This window comes from Streptomyces fodineus (assembly GCF_001735805.1).
Lineage (GTDB): Bacteria > Actinomycetota > Actinomycetes > Streptomycetales > Streptomycetaceae > Streptomyces > Streptomyces fodineus.
Genome location: NZ_CP017248.1, coordinates 2,153,231 through 2,174,523 on the forward strand (window position 1 = coordinate 2,153,231; position 21,293 = coordinate 2,174,523).

The following is a 21,293-nucleotide window of genomic DNA, read 5'->3' on the forward strand; positions in this document are numbered from 1 at the left end:
CCGGGACCCGCCTCAGCCGAGGGACTGCGCGGCTTCGACGAACGCCGTGATCAGCGGTGAGCGGCGGCCCGCCGCCCAGGCGAGGAACACCTGGTCGGGTTCGGCGTCCGGCACGGGCACGTAGCTGATGTCGGGGCGGGAGTACTGCTCGGCGATCGAACGCGGTACGAGTGTGATGCCGGTGCCGGCGGCCACGCACTCGAACTTCTCCTCGATGGTGCGGATCGGCAGGTCACCGGGCCGGGGATCGGCGTATCTGAGCCACCGCTCGCCGTCGAGGTCGGCGAGCGACAGCTCCTGCTTCCCGGCCAGCCGGTGGCCCTCCGGGAGCATGGCCACGCGGGTCTCGCTGTACAGGGGACGCAGCTCCAGCCCGTCCTCGCGGACCGGTCGCCGTACGTAGGCGATGTCGACGGTCCCGTCGAGGATCAGCCGCTCCTGGTCGTCCCACTCGACCCGGCGCGCGTTGGCCTCCACGTCCGGGTGCGCCGCCGTGAAGGCGCGCAGGGCGCGGGTGACGACGACACCGGCGCGGAAGCCGACGAGGAGTCGCCGGGGCCCGCGCGCGGCGCGCAGTACGCGGCGTCGCGTCCCGTCGGCGGTGGCCAGCAACTGCCGCCCATCATCGAGGAGTTGCTGTCCGGCCTCGGTCAACGTCACGCCATGGCTGTCGCGTACGAACAGCTCGGCGCCCAAGTCCTTCTCCAGCGCGCGGATCTGCCGGCTGAGCACCGGCTGTGCGATGTGCAGCCGTTCGGCGGCGCGGCCGAAGTGCAGGAGTTCGGCCACCGCCACGAAGTAGCGGACTTTCCGCAGGTCGAGGTCCACGGCCGCCCCTTTCCCCGGCGATGCCATCAGGGTATCGCCACCGCCGGAAGAGGTCTTGGACGGCGGGCCGTGGGCGGTCGCAGGCTGGATCCCGTCAGGCAACGACGAAAGGGAGACAGCATGGGACTGCAAGGACAGCGGATCGTCGTCATCGGGGGTACGTCGGGCATCGGGCTCGCGGTCGCCGAGGGGGCGGCGCGGGAGGGTGCCGAGGTGGTGGTGGCCTCGCGCCGCCCAGAGAGCGTGGAGGCGGCGCTGAAGCGGCTGCCGGCAAGCGCCGAGGGGCATGTGCTGGACGCGACGGACGAGGACACGGTACGCGGTTTCTTCGAGCGGGTCGGCGCGTTCGACCACCTGGTGTACACGGCAGGTGAGTCGCTGCTGCTGGAGCCGCTGGCGGAGGCGAGCGTCGTACGGGCACGGCGGTTTCTGGACACGCGGCTGTGGGGTGCGTACACGGCGGTGAAGTACGGCGCCGGGTCGATCCGTCCGGGTGGGTCGGTGGTGCTGACCACGGGGACGGCGGGGCGCCGGCCGATGCCCGGTTCGAGTGCCGCGTCGGCGCTGTGCGGGGCGATGGAGTCGCTGACCCGGGCGCTGGCCGTGGAACTGGCGCCGCTGCGGGTCAATGTGGTCTCGCCCGGGCTGGTGCGCACCGAGCTGTGGCGGGAGGTGCCGGAGGCGGCGCGGGAGGAGCTGTTCCGGTCGTCCGCCGAGTCGCTGCCGGTGGGGCGGGTCGGCGAGCCGGCGGATGTGGCGGAGGCGTACCTGTATCTGATGCGTGGGGGCTACAGCACCGGTTCGGTGGTGGTCGTGGACGGGGGCGGGACCCTGGTGTGAGGGGTCAGGCGGGCCCGAGGCGTACGTCGGCGGCGGCCGTGACCGTGCCCAGCCGGGGGAAGTCGAGCCGGACGGAGGCCTCGTGTTCGGCGGCGGTGAAGGCGGCCATGGCGTCCTCGACGAAGACGAGGTCGTAGCCGAGGTCCGCGGCGGCGCGGGCGGTGGACTCGACGCCGAGGTTGGTGGCGATCCCGCCGAACACCAGGGTAGTGATGCCACGTTGGCGCAGCAGCTCGTCGAGGCCTGTGCCCTCGAAGGCGCCGATGGTCCGCTTGACCACCTCCAGGTCCTTGGGCTTGGCGAGGCCGGGCACGAGTCCGCTGCCGGGCGGCTGTTCGGCGACCGAGGGGCGTTCGACCCGGACGAGGACGACGGGCGCTCCGGCGGAGCGGAAGATGCCGGCCAACTCCTCGCTGGCGGCCAGTACTTCGGTGCCTTTGCGCGGTTCCAGGGGCAGCGCGACGATGCGTTCCATCAGGTCGACGAGGATCAGTGCGGTGCGCTGCGGATCGAGCACGGGGGCTGCAGTCATGACGGAACGTTAGCCGCCGTCAGCCGTCCGTACCGGAAATCCGGATCAACAAGCCCATGAACTGATCGCGTTCGGCGGCCGACAGCGGGGCGAGCAGCTCGTCGTTGGCGTCGCGGGCCGCCTTCTCGCAGCGCGCGAGGAGGCGGGCGCCGTCGTCGGTGAGGGTCACTGCGTTCTTGCGCCGGTCCCTGGGGTCGGGGGCGCGGACGACATGGCCGGCGGACTGCAGGTCGTTGAGCACGCCGACCAGGTCCTTGGGGTCGAGGCCCACGCCGCGGCCGAGGTCGGCCTGGGCGACGGGCTGGAGGTCGCGGACGGCGGAGAGGACCACGTGGTGCCACATCTTCTGGCCCTCGGCCGCGAGGGCGCCTGCGACCAGGGAACGGCCCCGGGCGGCGGCGCGGCCGAGGAGCCAGCTGGGCAGGGAGCGGATCGCGGGCAGGGGTGCTTCGGCCATGCCCACAGCCTATCCGAGAATCATTGGACCTCCCCATGAATTCCGGATATCGTTGGGGCTCCCAACGAGTTCATGGGTGCCCGCTCAACGGTTCTCCGTGCCGGTGCGCCCAGCCCCTGGAGGTGTGCCATGCGCCGTGTCCGCTATGAATCCACCGGCGGCCCGCTGTTCCTGGAGGAGGCCCCCGTCCCCGAGCCCGGCCCCGGCGAGCTGCTGGTGCGCTGCGCGGCGGTCGGCGTCACCCTGCCGGTGGTCCGCAAGGTCACCGAGGCCGCCGAACCGATCGCGCTCGGCGGCGAGATCGCCGGCGAGGTGGTGGCGGCGGGCGAGGGCGTGACCCGTTTCCGGCCGGGCGAGCAGGTGACCGGGCTCTGCTTCGGGCACGGCTACGCCGACTTCGCCCTGCTGCACGAGGCCATGGCCTCCCCGGTTCCGGACGGAGCCGACGCCGTGGACGCGGTCGCGCTGGTGCGCAGCGGCCTGGTGGCGTTCGGGGCACTGGAGGCGGCGCGGCCGGTGCCGGGCGAGGCGGTGCTCGTCACGGCGGCGGCGAGCGGGGTCGGGCATCTCGCCGTGCAGCTGGCGCGGGTGCGGGGTGCGGGGCGGGTGGTGGGGGCCGTGTCCGATCCGGGCAAGGCGGAATTCGTCCGCTCGCTGGGCGCGGACGACTGTATTCAGTATGGCGACGACAGCTGGGGAGATCCTGTCGACTGTGTACTGGATGCCGTCGGCGGTGACCTGCTCGCTCCCGCCCTCGCCGCGCTGGCCCCGCACGGCCGCCTGGTCGCCTACAGCTCCGGCGGCGGCACCGTCCAGGCGTACGACCTGCTGGTGGGCGCCAAGTCGGTGATCGGGTTCCAGATGGCCCTGATCGCCCGCGGCCGGCCCGACCTGTACGAACACTGGCGCCGGGAGCTGTGGCGGCTGTTCGCCGAGGGCGCCCTGAAACCCGCCGTGCACGCCGAGTTCGCCCTGGAGGACGCGGCGAAGGCGCACGAGGTGATCGAGCGGCGGGCCAACCTGGGCAAGGTCGTGCTGCGCCCGTAGGCTCCGTCGCGCCCTCCTTGTGCTGCACGCTTCTTGTGGGGCGACCTGGCCCCAACTACCTTCGATGGGGCGCACGTTGGACATGGGATGTCCGCATGTCCAGATGTCCGGCCGACGAAGGGCAAGGTCGCACCATGCCGTCAGGTCTTCGCGCCCGTCTCAGATCCGCACTCGCCACCGCCCTCAGCACGGCGGCCCTGCTCCTGGCGCCACTCGCCACCCCGCAAGCGGCACATGCCCAACCCACCTCCGCCTCCCCAAAGTTCGAACAGCAGGTGCTGTTCAAGGCCGCCCAGGACCCCGGCTACGCCTGCTTCCGCATACCAGCCATCGTGAAGACGGCCGACGGCACCCTGCTGGCGTTCGCCGAGGGCCGGGTCCTCAACTGCGGGGACGCCGCCGACATCGACATCGTGCTCAAGCGCTCCACCGACGGCGGCCGCACCTGGGGCCCACTGCAGGTGGTCAACGACGGCGGCGGTGACACCCACGGCAACCCGGCGCCGATCGTGGACCGCGCAACGGGCCGGGTCTGGCTCGCGGAGACGTACAACACCGGCCGTACCGACAGCGCCAGTTGCTCGATCCCCTGCGACCGCACCCCGCACCTTCAGTACAGCGACGACGACGGCGCGACCTGGTCCGCGCCACGCGATCTGAGCCCGGAGATCCTGCCCGCCGACTGGAACTCCTGGTACGCGACCGGGCCGGTGCACGGCATCCAGCTCACCAAGGGCCGGTACGCGGGGCGGTTGGTCTTCGGGGTCAACACCGAGACCTGGGACGGCGGCCGGGTCACCGCCAACCACGCCGCGCTGATCGTGAGCGACGACCACGGCGGCCACTGGCGGATCGGCGCCACCGACACCTGGCCCATCGCCGACGACGGCACCTTCCGGCAGAAACCGTCCGAGCTGGCCCTCGCCGAGCGCGGCGACGGCTCCCTCCTGGTCAGCGGTCGGGAGCAGGACGGCACCGACCTCGGCCACCGCACCCAGGCCGTCAGCCGCGACGGAGGGAGCAGCTTCACCGCCACCTTCCACGATCTGCCCGACCTGTACGCCCCGCAGGTCCAGGGTTCGCTGCTGCGCCTCGGCAACCGCCTCCTGCTGGCCTGCCCCGCCGACCCCGACCGACGGCGCACGATGATGATCCGCTCCTCCTACGACGGCGGCCGCACCTGGGACAGCGTGGACCGCGGCACGGTCGTCACCACGGACTGGTCCGGCTACTCCGACCTGGTGCGCGTGGACGCGGACACGGTGGGCCTGATCTACGAGGGCGGCGCGGTGGACGCGCGCGGCGAGATCCGCTTCGCCCGCTTCACCGAGGACTGGCTCGCCCCGCGCCGCGGCCCCGACCCGGTCACCGCCGACCTCGCCCCGCACGCCCGCCCGGCCGCGGTGCTCGGCGGCGCGGAGGAGACGGAGGGGGTCTTCGGCGGTGCCCTGCGGTTCGACGGCAGCGACGACGCCGTACGCCTGCCGTACCGCAGCGCATTGCCGCTGGGGAGGAAGGACTTCACGGCGTCCCTGTGGTTCCGGTACACGGCCACGACCGGGGAGCAGCCGCTGCTGTGGATGGGCGGGGTCGGGACCAGCCAGCCGCAGGTGTGGGTGCGCGGTGAGCCGTCGAACCACCGTATACAGGGCCTGATCACGGTACGGGACGGGGCGATCGCGCCGCAGACCGCATACGTGCGCACGAATACCGCATACAACGACGGCGAGTGGCATCATCTCGTGCTGCGCCGGGGCGAGGGCCGGCTGTCGTTGTTCGTCGACGGTATGCAGTCGTCCGTCGACGACATACCGGGGTCCGTCAGCCGCAACTCCCCCTTCGGCGTGCACATCGGTCAGCGCATGGACAGCCGGGCCTTCTTCACCGGCGCGATCGACGAGGTGCACGTGTGGGACCGAGCGCTCACCGACCAGGAGCTGTCGGACCCGAAGGCGCTCAGGTCACCGAAGGACACGGTCCTGTGGCTTCCCCTGGACCACGTGAGCGGCTGACGCGCCGACGGCGCCCGGGGCCTCCTCCGGGTCCCGGGCCCGGCGCTTGGCGATGACCGCGCACACCATGAGCTGCATCTGGTGGAACAGCATCAGCGGCAGCACGGCGAGCGAGGCGTGGGCGCCGAACAGGACGCCGGCCATGGGCAGCCCCGAGGCGAGGGACTTCTTCGAGCCGGCGAACTGGATGGCGATCCGGTCCTCCCGGCCGAAGCCCAGCGCCTTGCCGCCGTACCAGGTCAGCAGCAGCATCACGGAGAGCAGGACGGCCTCGACGAGGAGGAGCGCGCCGAGCCGTGCGGGGCTGACCTGGTGCCAGATGCCCCGGGTCATGCCCTCGCTGAAGGCGGTGTAGACGACCAGCAGGATCGAGCCGCGGTCGACCAGTCCGAGGACCTTCTTGTGCCGGGCGACGAACCGGCCGATCCAGGGGCGCAGCGCCTGCCCGGCGAGGAACGGCACCAGCAGCTGGAGCACGATCTTGACCAGTGAGTCGGCGGAGAACCCCCCGCCGCTGCCGCCGAACAGTCCGGCCGCCAGCAGCGGGGTGAGGACGATGCCGACGAGGGAGGAGAAGGAGCCCGCGCAGATCGCGGCAGGCACGTTTCCGCGGGCGATCGAGGTGAACGCGATGGACGACTGGATCGTGGACGGCACCAGCGTCAGGAACAGCAGCCCCTGGTAGAGCGGCTGGGTCAGCAGCACCGGCACGGCGGCGCGCGCCGCCAGCCCGAGCACCGGGAAGAGGACGAACGTGCAGACCAGCACGGTGACATGGAGCCGCCAGTGGCGCAGCCCGTCCAGGGCCTCGCGGGTGGAGAGCCGGGCGCCGTAGAGGAAGAAGAGGACGGCGATCGCGGCCGTGGAGGCGCCGGAGACGGCGTGGGCGGCCGTGCCGTGCGCCGGGAACAGTGCCGCCAGGCCCACCGTTCCGAGCAGCAGCACGATGTACGGGTCGACCGGCATCCAACTCGGCCAGCGCAGGCGTTTCACGGTGCTCCGATTGCGTGTGTGTCGTTGCGGTCCGGGGCCCGCGGGCCCCTCTCCATCGTCCTCCTCGCACGGCTGATCGGGAATCCCGCATACCACTCTGACTGTCATCACGTTTTTCGATAGCCGGATAGGCTGGCGCTGTGTACGACCCGACACACCTGCGCGCCTTCCTCGCCGTGGCCCAGACGCTGAGCTTCACGCAGGCCGCGCGCCGGCTGGGGCTGCGCCAGTCCACGGTCAGCCAGCATGTGCGCCGGCTGGAGGACGCGACCGGGCGGCAGTTGTTCACCCGGGACACCCATGCGGTGGAGCTGACCGAGGACGGCGAGGCGATGCTGGGCTTCGCCCGGCGGATCCTGCAGGTCCACGAGCAGGCGTCGGCGTTCTTCACCGGCACCCGGGTGCGCGGCCGGCTGCGGTTCGGCGCCTCGGAGGACTTCGTGCTCACCCGGCTGCCGGAGATCCTGGAGGGCTTCCGCCACGACCATCCGGAGGTCGACCTGGAGCTGACGGTGGAGCTGTCGGGCACCCTGCACGAGCAGCTGGCCGCCGGGAAGCTCGACCTGGTGCTGGCCAAGCGGCGCCCGGAGGATCCGCGGGGCGAGCTGGTCTGGCGTGACGACCTGGTGTGGATCGGCGCCGAGCGGCTGCGCCTGGACGCGGACCGGCCCGTCCCGCTGATCGTGTATCCCCCGCCCGGCATCACCCGTGCCCGGGCGCTTCAGGTGCTGGAGCGCGAGGGCCGCGACTGGCGGATCGTGTGCACCAGCGGCAGCCTCAACGGCCTGATCGCGGCGGCCCGCGCCGGGCTCGGCGTGATGGCGCACTCCCGGCGCCTCATCCCACCCGGCCTGTTCCGGCTGCCGGACCGCTCCGGCCTGCCCGACCTGGGCAGGATCGACTTCGTGCTGGTCCACGGCCGCCGCCGGGGCACCGCCGAGGAGGCCGCGAACGCGCTGGCGGCGGCGATCCTGGCGGGCGGCGAACGACTGCGGCAGCGCAGCGGCTGAGGGCCCTCGGCGGGGCACCGTGCTCACCTCCCGGAAAAGGTGTCCGCAGTCCCGGGACGTGCTCCGCGGCCGTCCTCGCCCGGACGGGCGTCCGAGATGGACCCTGCCCGATATGCGATGATCGTGGTGATGTACGCCGTAATCACCGCGTACAGATTCGGTGGAGATTACGGCACCGAAACTTACTGACCCGTCAGTATTGTGTCCGGCCCTTCCCCATGTGCGGGCATTTTCCGGTCACTGCCCGGGGGAAACGTGAGGTTTGCTCGGTTTCCTACCCTCTCCCGCACAGTGACGGCGTGGGGTAGCTTTCACCGCGCTGTGCCGAACATCACGGGCGTGACCATGCAGCGAGGATCGGGGAGCGAGGTTTGCGCGAGTTCACCAACCCGCCGCTCACGTCGGCGCCGCCGGTGGGCGGTCTGGCCGACGTGGTCTTCGAGCATGCCCGGACGGACCCGGCGCACATCGCCCTCGGCCGCAAGGACGCCTCCGGGCAGTGGCGGGACGTCACCGCCGCCGAGTTCCGCGACGAGGTGCTGGCCCTCGCCAAGGGCCTGCTGGCACGCGGCATCCGCTTCGGCGACCGCGTAGCGATCATGTCCCGCACCCGCTACGAGTGGACCCTGTTCGACTTCGCGCTGTGGACGATCGGTGCCCAGGTGGTGCCCGTCTACCCCACCTCCTCGGCCGAGCAGTGCTTCTGGATGCTCTACGACGCCGAGGTGGCCGCGGCGATCGTGGAGCACGAGGACCACGCGATGACCATCGCCACCGTCATCGACCGGCTTCCGCAACTGCGCCAGCTGTGGCAGCTGGACTCGGGCTGTGTGCAGGAGCTGTACGACACCGGGGCGCATCTGGACGACGAGCTGGTGCACCGGCACCGGCAGGCGGTCACCCCGGACTCGGTCGCCACGATCATCTACACCTCGGGCACCACCGGCCGCCCCAAGGGCTGCGTCCTCTCGCACGCCAACTTCATGTACGAGGCGGACACGATGATCGGGCGGTGGCAGCCGGTCTTCCACACCAAGAAGGACGACGAGGCGTCCACGCTGCTGTTCCTGCCGCTCGCGCATGTCTTCGGGCGGATGGTGGAGGTCGCCGCGATCCGCGGCAAGGTCCGCTTCGGGCACCAGCCGCAGCTGCACGCCGCCGCCCTGCTGCCCGATCTGGCCGCGTTCAGGCCCACGTTCATCCTCGCGGTGCCGTACATCTTCGAGAAGGTGTTCAACGCGGCCCGCCGGAAGGCGGAGAAGGAGGGCCGGTCGGGGCCGTTCGAGAAGGCGGTCGACATCGCGGTGAAGTACGCCGAGGCCGTGGAGGCCAAGGCGTGGGGCACCGGGGCCGGTCCGTCGGCGGGGCTGCGCATGCAGCACCAGTTCTTCGACAAGGTCGTCTACACCAAGATCCGCGCGGCGATGGGCGGCCGTATACGCAATGCGATGTCCGGCGGTTCGGCGATGGACCGCCGGCTGGGGCTGTTCTTCGCGGGCGCGGGCGTGCAGATCTACGAGGGCTACGGCCTGACCGAGTCGACGGCGGCGGCGACCGCCAACCCGCCCGAGCGCACCCGTTACGGCACCGTCGGCCAGCCCATACCGGGCGTGACCGTGCACATCGCCGACGACGGGGAGATCTGGCTGCACGGCGGCAACGTCTTCCAGGGCTATCTCAACAACCCGAAGGCCACCGACGAGACCCTGCACGACGGCTGGCTGGCCACCGGCGACCTCGGCTCCCTCGACGAGGACGGCTATCTGACCATCACCGGCCGCAAGAAGGAGATCCTGGTGACCTCCGGCGGCAAGAGCGTCTCCCCCGGGGTGCTGGAGGAGCGGGTCCGCGACCATCCGCTGGTCAACCAGTGCATCGTCGTCGGCAACGACCGCCCTTACATCGCCGCTCTGGTCACCCTCGACCAGGAAGCCGTCGAGCACTGGCTGCAGATGCGCGGAAAGCCGAGGATGTCCGCGGCCCAGCTGGTGCGCGACCCGGACCTGGAGACGGAGGTGCGGCGGGCGGTGGTCGCCGCCAACACCCTCGTCTCCCAGGCCGAGTCGATCCGCACCTTCCGCATCCTGGCGCAGCCGTTCACCGAGGAACACGGCCTGCTGACACCGTCGTTGAAGCTGAAGCGGAAGGCGATCGAGAAGGCGTACGACAACGAGGTCGAGGCCCTCTACCGGACCTGACGTCACGTCACTTCCGGGTGGCTCAGCTGATGTCGATGCGGAAGATCTCGTCGGACCCGTCCGCGGCGCCTCCGTTGTTGTCGCAGTTGGTGGTGGACAGCCACAGCTGGTCGGCGCCCGGCACCTTGGTGACCGTGCGCAGCCGGCCGTAGGTGCCGACGTAGTACGCGGTCGGGGTGCCGACGCTCTCGGTGTCGCCGTTGATGGGGATGCGCCAGAGGCGTTCGCCGCGCAGGGAGGCCATGTAGATCACGTTGCGGACGATCGCGATGCCGCTCGGCGAGGCCTCGGAGACGTTCCAGGTGGCCTTGGGGTTGGTCATGCCGGCGACGTTGCAGCTGCCCTCGCAGGTGGGCCAGCCGTAGTCGGCGCCGGGCTTGATGAGGTTGAGTTCGTCCTTGGAGCTGTTGCCGAACTCCGCCTCCCAGAGCCGGCCGCTGCGGTCGAAGGCGAGGCCCTGCGGGTTGCGGTGGCCGTAGGAGTAGACGTAGTTGCCGAAGGGGTTGCCGGGGGCCGGCTTGCCGTCGGTGGTCATGCGCAGGATCTTGCCGTTCAGGGAGTTCTTGTCCTGCGCGAGGTCGGGCTGCTGGGCCTCGCCGGTGGAGACGTAGAGGTAGCCGTCGGGGCCGAAGGCGAGGCGGCCGCCGTTGTGGTAGCGGTTCTTCCTGATGCCCTGCAGCAGGACCTTGTAGTCGCCGAGCTTCGTGCCGTCGTAGGTCATGCGGACGACCCGGTTGCCCTCGGCGGCGGTGTGCATGAAATACACGTAGTGGTTGGTCTCCCACTTGGGGTCGACGGCGACACCGAGCAGGCCGCCCTCGCCGTTGGTGGTGACGGCGTTGGGGACCGTGCCGACCTGTGTCTTCGTGCCGCTCTTGGTCAGTTTCCACACCCGGAAGTCGTCCCGCTCGGTGACCAGCGCGGACTGGCCGTCGGGCAGCCAGTAGGTGCCCCAGGGGATGGTCCAGCCCGTGGAGAGCGTGGCGATGGACGACGGGACACCGCCGTCGGTGGCGCAGCCTCTGGTGGTGAAGGAGACCGTGTTGCTCGGCGGGGAGACATTGCCGGCGGCGTCGCGCGCGACCACGTTCAGGCTGTACGGACTGTTGCAGGCGAGCCCGGTGAGTGTGGTGGAGGTGCCGGTGCTGACCGTCTTGTAGACGGTGGTGTCGCTGCGCACGTCGTAGGCGGTGACGGCGCGGTCGTCGGTCGAGGCGCCCCACGTAAGGTCGACTGTATTCGATGTGATGTCGGCTGTATGCAATGTACCGGGTGCGGTCGGCGGTGTGCTGTCGGAGCTGGGCCTGGTCGTGCAGTCGACGACCGGGCTGGCGGGCGAGGTGTTGCCGGCCGCGTCGCGGGCGATGACCGTGAGGTCGTAGGTGGTGTTCGGGGCGAGCCCGGTCAGCGTCTTCGAGGTGGTGCTGCCCGGTGCCTCGCCGATCTTGTTGCCGTGCTCGTAGAGGTCGTACGCCGCGACCCCCGTGTCGTCCGTCGACGCGCCCCAGGACAGGGTCAGGCGGTCCTCGCCGATGTCCGAGCAGGAGGGCTGTCCGGGGCGGGTGGGGGCCTGGGTGTCGCTCGGTGTGCCGAGGCTGATGCGGTCGAGGTTGGGGCCGCCGTTCGCGGTGGTGGCCGTCACCCGGATCTTGTTGCTGCCCGCCTTCAGGGTGACGTCGACGGTCTTCGACGCCCAGGTGTTCCAGTCGGCCGTGGCCGGGAAGGAGACGGCGGGTGCGACGACGGTGCCGTTGACGGACAGGTCCATCGGGCGGTCGGCGGCGGTGCCGTTGGCGTACCGCAGGGTGACGGACGCGGGACCGGCGGCGGCAGCGCTCACCGTGAACTCGACGTAGGAGCCCTGGATGTTGGTGTAGTCGACGAAGCCGGAGCCCGTGTAGCCGGTGTGGTTGGCGGCGACGGTGCCCTGGGAGATCCGGGCGTCCTCGGCCTGGTAGTCGGTGGCCGCGTGCGCGGTGCCGCCCGTCAGTCCGGCCAGCGGCACGGCGAGGACCAGGGAGAGGCCCCACGCATGAACTCTTCTCAATGACATGGTCGTTCTCCTCAGCCCAGTGGCCTGACGCGGATCAGCCGGGTCTCGCCCGGTCGGAGCGTTGCGCTGTACGAGGAGGCCACGGCGCCCCTGTGGGAGCCGGACCACAGGTCGGTGACGTCTGCGGAACCGGTGAAGCCGACCTGGGACCAGTTCACGGTGACGGTGGCGTTGCCGGAGGTGCCGGTGTTGAACAGGGCCACGACGTAGTCGCCGTCGCTCTCGCGTTTGCTCCAGACCTGCTGGACACCGCTGTTCACGATCCGTTTCGCGGCGACCCCGTCCTGGTCGACAGCGATCAGCCGGTCGTTGGTGAGCATCGCGGTGTCGACCGGATCGAGATGGGTGAGGTCGGTGCCCAGCAGCAGCGGTGCCGCCGCCATCGACCACAGCGTGAACTGGGTACGGCGCTGGTCGGCGGTGAGTCCCGCCTGGTCGCCGTTGCCGAGCTCCAGGGAGTCCAGGTCGTTCCAGCCGCCGGGTCCGGCGTACGGCTGCCAGGAGGCCGCGGAGTCGAAGCGGGCGGCGACATGGGACCAGTCGGTGAGCGGGTAGCCGCTTCCGTTCGGGCCGGGCCCGCAGTAGCACTCGACGTCGCCCTGGGTGCGCCAGCTGTTGGCCAGCGCACGCCAGGTGGTGGCGTGGTCGAGGGGGAGGTTGTTGGACAGGGCGAAGGTGATGGGCCGGCCGGTGGCGCGCAGGGCCTTGTCCCAGGCCTGCACGTCGGGGATGTCCCGGCTGCCCACGCCGTCGATCTTCAGGTAGTCGACTCCCCACGAAGCGAACTGCCTGGCCCAGGAGTTGACGAACTCCTGCGCACCGGGCTTCGCGTAGTCGAGGTAGTACATGTTCTTGCAGTTGTAGTTCTTCTCGGTCTTCGAGGTGTCGGCGATGTCCTTGGCGTGGTAGGGGGTGCCGTCGACGGGGGTGTTCTTCAGGACGGCGTTCTTCGCGATGCCGGGCGTGACGTAGAAGCCGAATTTCAGCCCCTTGGCATGGACGTAGTCGGCGACGGCCTTGATGCCGCCCGGGAACTTGGCGGTGTCCACGGTCCAGCGGCCGTAGGAGTCGACGACGAACCCGTTGGTGTCGCATTTCTGCCAGAAGTCGTCGAGGTTGACCTGGACGAAACCGTGGTCCCTCAGGCCGCTCGACACCAACGCGTCGGCCTGTGCCCTGATCTTCGCCTCGGTCGGCTGCCGGCGGACGAAACTCCAGCTGCTCCAGCCCATGGCGGGGCGCAGGGACTGCCCGTTGCCGGAAGACGGGGTGTAGGTGGCCGCCGGCGTGGCGTACGACGTGCCGATCCAGGCCTCGTCGATCCGCAGCCGCTGGTAGCGGGTGGTGTCGCTGGAGGCGGCCCACGTGGAGTCGACCTCGAGGCGGACGTAGCGGGCCGTGGCGGCGGTCAGGTCGATGCCCTGGATGCCGCGGGCGCTGGGGAGCCGGCCCACCTTCACCGGGCTGCCCCAGTTCTTGCCGTCGTCGCTGAGGTAGGCCTTGTAGTCCTTGATCCTGGCGGACTGTTCGGTGGCGGAGCGGGCGTAGGCGACGGAGTCCTCGCGTTGGTTGAGCCCGAGGTACTGCACCTTCTTCGCCGTGCCGAGGTCGAAGGTGAGGTTCACGGGGAGCGTCTTGTCGTTGTCCCAGTAGGTGAGGTAGTCGCCGTCGCCGGCGGCGGAGCCGGGGTGGCCGCTCGCCGACGTGCTCGCGGTGACCTTGACACCGGTCGCGATGCCCTGGCGGCCCGCGGTGATCACCTTGAAGACGGTGTCGTACGGATCCCAGCCGCCGAGGCCGGTCAGCGTGAGCACGCCGTCGGACTGCGACCAGGAAACCGGCGCTCCGGTGCGGAGGTCGGTGACCGAGGCGATGCGGTAGCCGTTGTCGCGGATGCGCAGGGTGCCGGTGCTCGGCGGGGTCAGGACGTGGATGTACTGCCGGTTCGGGTCGTCCTTGGCGATGGTGGTGACGCCGTGGGCGCCGTCGTTCCAGAAGCCGGGTTTGAGGCCGCCGTACATGTAACCGCCGCCCTCGGTGCCGTGCAGGGACTCCCAGATCTTGTCGAGATAGGCGGCAGCGAAGTTGTTGAAGTCCGCCTGGTTCGACGGAAACGTCCCGTTGACCTGGGCGGTCTCCGCCATGAGCGCCTTCACCGAGGAGCCGGCGTTGGTGATCAGCCGGCCGAGGGTGAGCATCTTGTCGACGGTCGGGTTCGAGCCGTCGTACCACCAGGCGCCGGTCGACGGCAGCTTGAAGTCGGCCTCGGTCAGGCGGGGTTGGGCGGTGTAGATCGCCTGCGGATAGTCGTAGGCGGGCGTCATTCCCGTCTTCTGCTCATTGCTGATCATGTCCATGATCGGCGTGTCTTCGTTGTTGTTGCTGAGCGTGTAGTTCGGGCGCTTCTGATAGATCTGCGCGTAGAGGTTGTGGCTCTCCCAGTACGCGTTGTCATTGTCGATCCAGAAGCCGCCGAGGTCCGGGTAGCGGTCCATGACCTCGAAGAAGTTGTCGTACGAGAACTGCCCGAAGCCGTCGCGGGTGGTCAGGTCGACGTTCTTGCCCTTGTAGGCAGAGTACGCGGCCGAGTCGAGCCACTCGTGGCCGCCTTCGTCGTGCCACTGGGGGTCGTCGGTCATGTAGAGGATGACCTTCATGCCCTTGGCCTTGGCGGTATTGATCAGCTCACCGAGGAAGTCCCGCTTGGTGGAGCAGGAACCGGGGATCTTCGACGGCCAGGGGCGGGCGTAACCGAGCCGGCTGTGGAACGTGGCCAGCACGATGTACTGCGTGTGCAGTTTCCGCGCCTCGTTCACCCAGTAGTCCGGCGTCCAGCCGCCGCTGGTGACGTCCTTCTCCCAGGCGGCGCAGCTGGTGTGGGCGGGGGCGGTGCGCAGGCCCCAGTGCAGGAAGAGGCCGCCGACGGAGGCGCGGAGGAAGGCCTGGCGGGGGTTCTCGACGTCGCGGGGGCGGGCCGGGGCGCCGCAACTCTGGGTCGATCCGCTCGCCGAGACCCGCAGGGCGCCGCCGCTGGTGCTGTGGCTGCCGCTGACGCAGTAGCCGGTGACGGACTGGAAACCGAGGTCGTGAGGTGAGTTGCCACCCTTCTGCGCTGTGAACCGGGTCAACCGGATGCCGGTCGCCGCGTTGGCGATGAAGGCGGGGCGGCCTTCGTCCGCCGCGAACTTCACGGAGCTGTCGGTGAAGGTCACGCGGTCGGCATTGTGCAGATACCAGCCGTACGCCGGCCGGGTCCCGATGCTCTTCGGGTTGTAGTCCTTCGGGTCGTTGCCCGGCACACCGGTGGACATGGTGCCGTTCCCGCCCGGGACGGTGATGTTGACGTTGTTGAAGGTGACGTTGCTGATGCGGTGGCCGTCCTCGCCCCACAGGGTCGGGCTGAAGGACGGGCTGTTGCCGGTGGCCGTGATGTTGTCGTACGTGACATCGCTGATCGATCCGACACCGGGACTGTTCCCGCACCGTTTACGGGTGCCGATCTTCTCCATGATCGGTGAATGCACGTTGGTCATGGTGATGTCGCGGTAGTGGACGTCGGAGATCTTCGCGCCGTCCATGGAGACCATGCCGAGCCCGGACTTGTCGGCGCCCTCGACACGGATCTTCTCGAACTGGTAGTCCGAGAAGTCGCCGCAGGTCTCGGAGCCGAACATCAGGGCGTTGCAGCAGCGCGCCGACAGCACCGAATCGCTCACCCGCACATGGCCGCTCGGGAGCTTGGCGCCGAGGGCGTAGTCGCTCTTGAAGACCAGGGCGTCGTCGTTCGCGGCGATGTGCGCGTTGGTGATCGTGACGTTGGTCGTGGAGATGACGTTCCAGCCGTCGCGGTCGCTCGCGGTGTCGACGGTCAGGTGGTCGGAGACGACGTTCGTGCAGCCGTTGATCAGGGCGGCGAAGTGGCCGCCACGGCGCAGGGTGAGACCGTCGCCGAGCCGGAGTCCGTCGCAGCGGGTCAGCGAAAGGATCTTGTCGGCCTGGCCGGGCTTGGGGTTGCCCGTGATCAGGTGACCGGCGCCGTCGATGACCCCGCCGCCGGTGAAACCGATGTCGGTCAGCCGGTCGCCGTAGATCATCGCGTCGTGGAAGTGGCTGTGCCCGTAGTCCTGGTACTTGTCGTTCGGGTTGGACTCGGGCGGGTCGTAGGTGCCGGCGGAGGCGCCCTGGAGGGTGGCGCCCTTGTCGACCTGGAGCGTCACATGGCTCTTCATGTGGATGGTGTTCCTGGACTGGTAGGTGCCGGCCGGGAAGCGGACGGTGCCGCCGCCCGCCGCACCGGCCGCGGAGATGGCCTTGTCGATGGCGGGGGTGTCGTTGGTCGAGCCGTCGCCCTTGGCGCCGTAGTCGCGCACGTCGTACACGGTTGCCGGGCGGGGCGTGGCAGGGTGCGGGGCCGCGTTCGCGGCGGGGTGGGTGAGGCCGAGGACGACGGCGAGGACGCACAGGACGATCGCCGCCGCCCGTCTCGGGTCGGCGATGGCGGGTTTCACGAGGTCCGCTCCTCTAGGCGAGTTGGTAGCCGCGGAGGTTGGTGAGCAGCAGGTAGGTGTCCTGGAGGGATCCGGAGGTGTCGCCGAGGGAGCGGTAGATGCCCCACTTGGGGCGTACGCGGTCGGCGAGGAAGGTGTCGACACCGGACCTGGACGCGTCGACGACGGTGGTGGAACCGCTCGTGAGGATCCAGCGGACGGAACCGGCCGAGCCGTTGCCGACCTTGATCTGGAAGTCGACGTCGGTCCATGTGTCGTGCAGCGGGTCGAGACCGGTGCGGCCGACGAGGATGCCGCCTGCGGCGAGCCGGAGTTCGATGGTCTGCTTCCCGTTCACCCGGCGCAGCGACTGCACGACGATCGGCGAGGTGCCCGTGCCGGGCTGTTTCATCTGCATGATGTGGGTGAAGGTGGTCGTCGCCTTGAGGGTGCTCGGGATGTACATCGAGTACGTGAGCCGCCAGGTCTGGCCCTCGGTCCACCTCAGATAGCTGTTCGCGCCGGTGCGCAGGCCGGTGACCTCCTGGCGCTGGCGATCGGTGGAGGTGTCCCGGTCGACCGTGTGGATGTTGAAGCGCCAGTCGTCGCCGGTGGCGAAGATGTGCGGATGGCCGGCCGGATGGGAGTGCGCGCGGTCGTCCTCGACGGTCTCGAAGGCGCCGAGCCCGTCGGTGCGCGCCGACGGCGACCATTTCAGCTGCCAGGAGGCGGCGTGGGCCTCGGTGACCGGCAGGCCGGTCACGGCTGCGGCGGCGCCGCCGAGCGCGGCACCCAGCACAGCCCTTCTAGACGTGCTCATGACACTGAATCACCTCGCAGTTGCTCGTTCATGATCAGGAAGGCCCCGAGGCCGTGGAAGTCGTCCGTGGCCCGGGTGCGGGCGACGTAGTAGGCGTAGTCACCGACGTTGGTGCCGACGGAGATGCCGGTGAGATGGGTACGGCCGTCCCCGCCGACCGACAGCCGGTCCAGCACGCCCTGGTAGCCGCGCCGGGCGACATTCCCGAAGTGCGGGTCCAGATAGCCCTGTCGGGCGCCGCGGGAGAGGGCGTAGGTGAACATGCTGGAGCAGGAGGTCTCGGTCCAGTCGTCCGGCCTGCCGCCCTTGTCGATCACCTGGAACCAGCGTCCGGACGCCGGGTCCTGGTACTTCTCCAGCGCCGAGGCCAACGTACGGAAGATGCCGAGCAGTTGAGGCCGCCGGGGCTGGTTCGCGGGGACCGCGTCGAGCACGTCGACGAGCGCCATGGCGTACCAGCCGACGGCACGGCACCAGTGCTCGGGCGCGAGCCCGGTGGCCGGGTCGGCCCAGCTCGCCGACCTCGACTCGTCGTAGGCGTGCCGCAACAGGCCGTTCGGGGCTTGCAGATGACGGCCGTAGACGGACAGCTGCCGGGTCGCCTCGTCGTCCGTGTACGCGCTGTCGGCGAACTCCTTGCCGTACTCGACCAGGAAGGGGTTCACCATGTAGGCGCCGTCCGCCCACAGCTGATGGGCCCGGCTGCTGGTGTCGGCGTGCCAGAAGCCGCCGTCGGAGGTGCGCGGATAGCTGTTCAGGCGGTCGCGGATCTTTTGCGCGGCCTTGCGGTAGCGGTCCTGGCCGGTCTCGTGGTGCAGGATCACCAGCAGCCGGCCCGCCTGCATGCTGTCGAGACTGTCGAAGGACTGGCCGATCGTGCCGTCGCTGTGCACGAACCGGTCGAAGTAGGCCTTGATGTACGCGAGCAGGCGCGGGTCGTGGGTGCGCCGGTAGACGAGGTACTGCCCGTAGAGGTACAGGCCCACCGGGTACGACCAGCCGCCGATGGTGTCCGGTGTGTAGCGCGCCATGGTGGAGTCGACGACGGCCGTGGACCAGTCGCGGGCGGCGGCCGGGGCGGAGAGTGCGGGAGCGGCGCTCGCCGGGGGTACGGCGGCGGGCAGCGCGGTCAGGGTGGCGGTGACGAGCGCGGCGGCGAGCGCCATCCGCAGGCGTCGGCGTGTCATCGTCCTCCTTCTCGATGGGCGTACACGGGCGGGTGAGCGACACCGGCGGCGCCCTGCACCAACAGCGCGTCGACGAGGCGGTGGTCCGGGGCGTGCCGGCAGGCCGGGTCGGAGGATGCGGGGGCGGCGGCCGGCAGCGGGGTCAGGGTGCCGGTGACGGAGAACGCCACCCGCCGGCGTCGGCGTCGGCGTGTCATCGTCCCCCTTCTCGATGGGCGTACGCGGACGGGCGAGCGGCATCGGCGGCGCCCTGCACCCAGGGCGTCGACGCGGTGACGGTCCCGGGCGTGCCGGCCGGCCGGGTCGGAGGATGCGGGGGCGGCGGCCGGCAGCGGGGTCAGGGTGTCCCGCCGGCGTCGGCGTCTCATGGCCCTCCTTCTCGATAGACGTACTCGGGCGGGCGAGCGGCGCCCTGCACCAGCGCGTCCACGAGGTGGCGGTCCGGGGCGTGCCGGCAGGCCGGGTCGGTGCGGGTGGGGTCGCCGGTCAGGGCGTACGCCTGGCAGCGGCAGCCTCCGTAGTCGGTCGTGCGCAGGGCGCAGTCGCGGCATGGCCGGGGCATCCAGGCCTCGCCCCGGAAGGCGTTGAAGGCGCTCGACTCGCGCCAGATCCAGGCGAGTTCGCGGTCCTTCACGTTCGGTGGGTCCAGGCCGGGCAGGGATCCGGCCGCCGGGCACGGCAGTACCGTGCCGTCCGGGGCGACGGTGAGCGAGACGGCGCCCCAGCCGCCCATGCAGGGTTTCGCGGTGGCGTCCACGAGATCGGGGGCCACCCACACCAACTCCAGTGTGTTGCCGAGCCGTTCACGCCATCGGGCCACTGTGGCGCGGGCCCGCTCGACCTGGGCGGGCGTGGGCAGCAGTGCGGCGCGGTTGCGGGCCGCCCAGCCGTGGTACTGGGTGTTCGCCAGCTCGATGCGGTCGGCGCCCCAGTCGAGCGCGAGCCGGATCAGGCCGTCGAGGTCGTCCAGGTTGCCGCGGTGCAGGACGGCGTTCAGGCCCAGGGGCAGCCCCGCCGCGCGGACCAGCCGGGCGGCGCGTTCCTTCGCCGCGAACGACCGGGCGCCCGCGATGCGTTCGGCGGTGGCACGGTCCGCGTGCTGCACCGACAGCTGCACGCTGCGCAGCCCGGCCCCGGTCAGCGCGGCCAGCCGCCGCTCGCCGAGCCCCGCCCCGCTGGTGACGAGCTGGGTGTACAGACCGGCGCCCTCGGCGGCGGCCACCAGGTCGGGCAGATCGCGGCGCAGCAGTGGTTCGCCTCCGGACAGATGGGTGTGGACGACGCCGAGGGCGCCGGCCTGCCGGAAGACCTCCGACCACTGCGCCGTGGTCAGCTCTGCTGACCGGCTGACCAGTTTGACCGGGTTGGAGCAGTACCCGCAGCGCAGCGGGCAGGCATGGGTGAGTTCGGCGAGCAGGGCCCAGGGAGGATCGGTCATCCCAGCCAGCCCTCCTTCCGTAACCGGTCGAGGAACAACGGGACTTCGGCGGCGACGGGCGCGGCGGGGTGACGTACGGCCAGCTCGGCGACGACGGCGGCCACGTCCCGCACGCCGTCGCACAGCCGGAGCACCGCGCCCGCACTGCCGTCGAGTACGACCACCCGCTCGGGCAGCAGCAACAGGCCGGCGCCCCGGACCGGGTCGTGCCGCAGTACGACACCTCGGGCGAGGACGGGGCGCCAGGGCCCCGAGGTGGGCGATGGTGCCGGGGCAGCCTCGGGGACCGGTGCCGTCACCGGGGTCGGGTCGGTCGGTTCCGTCGACGGCCCCGTGCCGGTTGGTGATGCCGGTGCCGGTGTCATGGGCCGCTCCCGGCCACCGTGTCCAGCAGGGCCCACAGCACCTCGCACTTGAACTCCAATGCCGCGACGGCCCGTTGCTGCTCTTCGCGGGTGCGGGCCCGGGCGAGGACGAATGCGAGGGCCTGTTCGGCGTCCCGGGCGCCCTGGGTGACGCGGGTGCGGAAGTAGGCGAGGCCGGCCGGGTCGATCCACGGGTAGTGGCGTTCGAAGGCGGTGATGCGGGTGCGCATGAGGTCCGGGGCGGACAGCTCGGTCAGGGAGGCGGCGACGGCGTCCAGCACCGGGCGCCGCCGGCAGAAGGTGACGTACGCCTCCACCGCGAACCGCACTCCGGGCGGCACCCGGGAGGCGTCCCACAGCTCCTCGCGGGCGAGGCCGGCGGCCTCGCCGAGCCGCAGCCAGCGCTCGATACCGCCCCCCGTGCCGTCGGTACCGTCCTGGTCGTGGATGCGGCGCAGCCACGCCCGGCGCTCCTCGGGCCGGTCGAGCCCCGCGAGGATCAGCGCGTCCTTCACGGGGATGTGCCGCTGGTAGTGGAAGCGGGCGGCGATCCAGCGGCGCAGTTCGGCGGTGGTCAGTTCGCCGCGGTGCATCCGCTGGTTGAAGGGGTGCCGGTCGTGGTAGTGCGTCGCGGTGACCGCGCGCAGCCGCTCGGTGAACTCGGCAGCCGGCCATGCGGCACGGTCGTCGAGTTCCGGGGCCGCCGTGGTCATGCGGCCGGGGGCGGCTCGGGCGGGCGGCGGTCGGCGAGCGCGTACGCGGTGACCTCCAGCGCGGTCTCCACGATGTGGTATCCGGGGCTTTGCCAGACCTTTTCATCCGATGTCTTCGGGTCGGGGTGGTGCATGGGGACGGACGGCGAAGGGCTCTCGTTCACGGGTGTGTACTCGCTTTCCTGAGGGTGGGGTGCTCAGAAGGGAGTTGAGAGGGACACAGCGGCCATGGTCAGGGCCTGTTCACATGCTTGCACCGGGTTCAGCGATGCGTCCGGTGGCGCGATACAGAGTCGCGGGACGACGGGCTCCG

Annotated in this window: 18 protein-coding genes; 5 read left to right on the forward strand and 13 right to left on the reverse strand. The window is 70.6% G+C overall.

All coding sequences use genetic code 11. From position 1 onward, the window contains the following. Positions 1–12 precede the first annotated feature (12 nt). Positions 13–828 carry a LysR family transcriptional regulator gene (locus BFF78_RS08610; protein WP_069777744.1) on the reverse strand — a complete coding sequence of 272 codons (816 nt, stop codon included), beginning with the start codon at positions 826–828 and terminating at the stop codon, positions 13–15. Positions 829–948: 120 nt separating this feature from the next. Here BFF78_RS08610 and BFF78_RS08615 point away from each other — a divergent pair, with 120 nt between their 5' ends. Beyond that, complete coding sequence (locus BFF78_RS08615; protein WP_069777745.1) at positions 949–1,668, forward strand: SDR family oxidoreductase; 720 nt, start codon at positions 949–951, stop codon at positions 1,666–1,668. A gap of 4 nt (positions 1,669–1,672) precedes the next feature. On the opposite strand, the gene BFF78_RS08620 is transcribed toward BFF78_RS08615, so the two are convergent. After that, a complete protein-coding gene (locus tag BFF78_RS08620) occupies positions 1,673–2,200 on the reverse strand; it encodes an isochorismatase family protein (RefSeq protein ID WP_193433428.1) in 528 nt (175 codons plus the stop codon). 19 nt (positions 2,201–2,219) lie between these two features. Beyond that, positions 2,220–2,657 carry a MarR family winged helix-turn-helix transcriptional regulator gene (locus BFF78_RS08625; RefSeq protein WP_069777747.1) on the reverse strand — a complete coding sequence of 146 codons (438 nt, stop codon included), beginning with the start codon at positions 2,655–2,657 and terminating at the stop codon, positions 2,220–2,222. A 129-nt stretch (positions 2,658–2,786) separates the two neighbouring features. On the opposite strand from BFF78_RS08625, the gene BFF78_RS08630 reads away from it, so the two are divergent. Together BFF78_RS08630 and BFF78_RS08635 are read left to right on the forward strand one after the other, a co-directional pair. Then, positions 2,787–3,704 (forward strand): quinone oxidoreductase family protein, encoded by a 918-nt coding sequence (locus BFF78_RS08630; protein ID WP_069777748.1) that lies wholly within the window; start codon positions 2,787–2,789, stop codon positions 3,702–3,704. 134 nt (positions 3,705–3,838) lie between these two features. Then, complete coding sequence (locus tag BFF78_RS08635; RefSeq protein ID WP_069777749.1) at positions 3,839–5,716, forward strand: sialidase family protein; 1,878 nt, start codon at positions 3,839–3,841, stop codon at positions 5,714–5,716. Here the strand turns inward: BFF78_RS08635 and BFF78_RS08640 are convergent. Continuing rightward, positions 5,666–6,709: a bile acid:sodium symporter family protein gene (locus BFF78_RS08640; protein WP_079161225.1), complete on the reverse strand. Its 1,044-nt coding sequence runs from the start codon at positions 6,707–6,709 to the stop codon at positions 5,666–5,668. The genes BFF78_RS08635 and BFF78_RS08640 overlap by 51 nt on opposite strands. A 140-nt stretch (positions 6,710–6,849) precedes the next feature. Between BFF78_RS08640 and BFF78_RS08645 the strand changes: the two genes are divergently transcribed. Both BFF78_RS08645 and BFF78_RS08650 read left to right on the forward strand, forming a co-directional pair. Then, positions 6,850–7,719 carry a LysR substrate-binding domain-containing protein gene (locus BFF78_RS08645; RefSeq protein WP_069777751.1) on the forward strand — a complete coding sequence of 290 codons (870 nt, stop codon included), beginning with the start codon at positions 6,850–6,852 and terminating at the stop codon, positions 7,717–7,719. 371 nt (positions 7,720–8,090) lie between these two features. Continuing rightward, a complete protein-coding gene (locus tag BFF78_RS08650) occupies positions 8,091–9,917 on the forward strand; it encodes an AMP-dependent synthetase/ligase (protein ID WP_069777752.1) in 1,827 nt (608 codons plus the stop codon). Between the two features lie 22 nt (positions 9,918–9,939). Here the strand turns inward: BFF78_RS08650 and BFF78_RS08655 are convergent, their stop codons facing one another. The 9 genes from BFF78_RS08655 to pqqA form a co-directional block, all read right to left on the reverse strand. Further along, positions 9,940–11,970: a PQQ-dependent sugar dehydrogenase gene (locus BFF78_RS08655; protein ID WP_069777753.1), complete on the reverse strand. Its 2,031-nt coding sequence runs from the start codon at positions 11,968–11,970 to the stop codon at positions 9,940–9,942. A gap of 11 nt (positions 11,971–11,981) precedes the next feature. Continuing rightward, complete coding sequence (locus BFF78_RS42960; protein WP_227026126.1) at positions 11,982–16,340, reverse strand: glycosyl hydrolase family 28 protein; 4,359 nt, start codon at positions 16,338–16,340, stop codon at positions 11,982–11,984. 151 nt (positions 16,341–16,491) lie between these two features. Next, entirely contained in the window at positions 16,492–17,277 is a 786-nt protein-coding gene (locus tag BFF78_RS08665; RefSeq protein WP_069777754.1) for a heparin lyase I family protein, read from the reverse strand. After that, on the reverse strand, positions 17,274–18,464 hold the full coding sequence (locus BFF78_RS08670) for a glycoside hydrolase family 88/105 protein (protein ID WP_069777755.1): 1,191 nt from the start codon (positions 18,462–18,464) through the stop codon (positions 17,274–17,276). Before BFF78_RS08670 ends, BFF78_RS08665 begins: the two co-directional genes overlap by 4 nt. Continuing rightward, on the reverse strand, positions 18,461–18,832 hold the full coding sequence (locus BFF78_RS46080; protein ID WP_159032978.1) for a hypothetical protein: 372 nt from the start codon (positions 18,830–18,832) through the stop codon (positions 18,461–18,463). The genes BFF78_RS08670 and BFF78_RS46080 overlap by 4 nt, the downstream gene beginning before the upstream one ends. Then, positions 18,829–19,902 (reverse strand): pyrroloquinoline quinone biosynthesis protein PqqE, encoded by a 1,074-nt coding sequence (gene pqqE / locus BFF78_RS08675; protein ID WP_069777756.1) that lies wholly within the window; start codon positions 19,900–19,902, stop codon positions 18,829–18,831. The genes BFF78_RS46080 and pqqE overlap by 4 nt, the downstream gene beginning before the upstream one ends. Then, positions 19,899–20,267 carry a pyrroloquinoline quinone biosynthesis peptide chaperone PqqD gene (gene pqqD, locus BFF78_RS08680; protein WP_079161226.1) on the reverse strand — a complete coding sequence of 123 codons (369 nt, stop codon included), beginning with the start codon at positions 20,265–20,267 and terminating at the stop codon, positions 19,899–19,901. The genes pqqE and pqqD overlap by 4 nt, the downstream gene beginning before the upstream one ends. Further along, entirely contained in the window at positions 20,264–20,980 is a 717-nt protein-coding gene (pqqC, locus tag BFF78_RS08685) for a pyrroloquinoline-quinone synthase PqqC (protein ID WP_069777758.1), read from the reverse strand. The genes pqqD and pqqC overlap by 4 nt, the downstream gene beginning before the upstream one ends. Next, entirely contained in the window at positions 20,977–21,144 is a 168-nt protein-coding gene (gene pqqA / locus BFF78_RS46085; protein WP_159032979.1) for a pyrroloquinoline quinone precursor peptide PqqA, read from the reverse strand. The genes pqqC and pqqA overlap by 4 nt, the downstream gene beginning before the upstream one ends. Between the last annotated feature and the right edge of the window lie 149 nt (positions 21,145–21,293).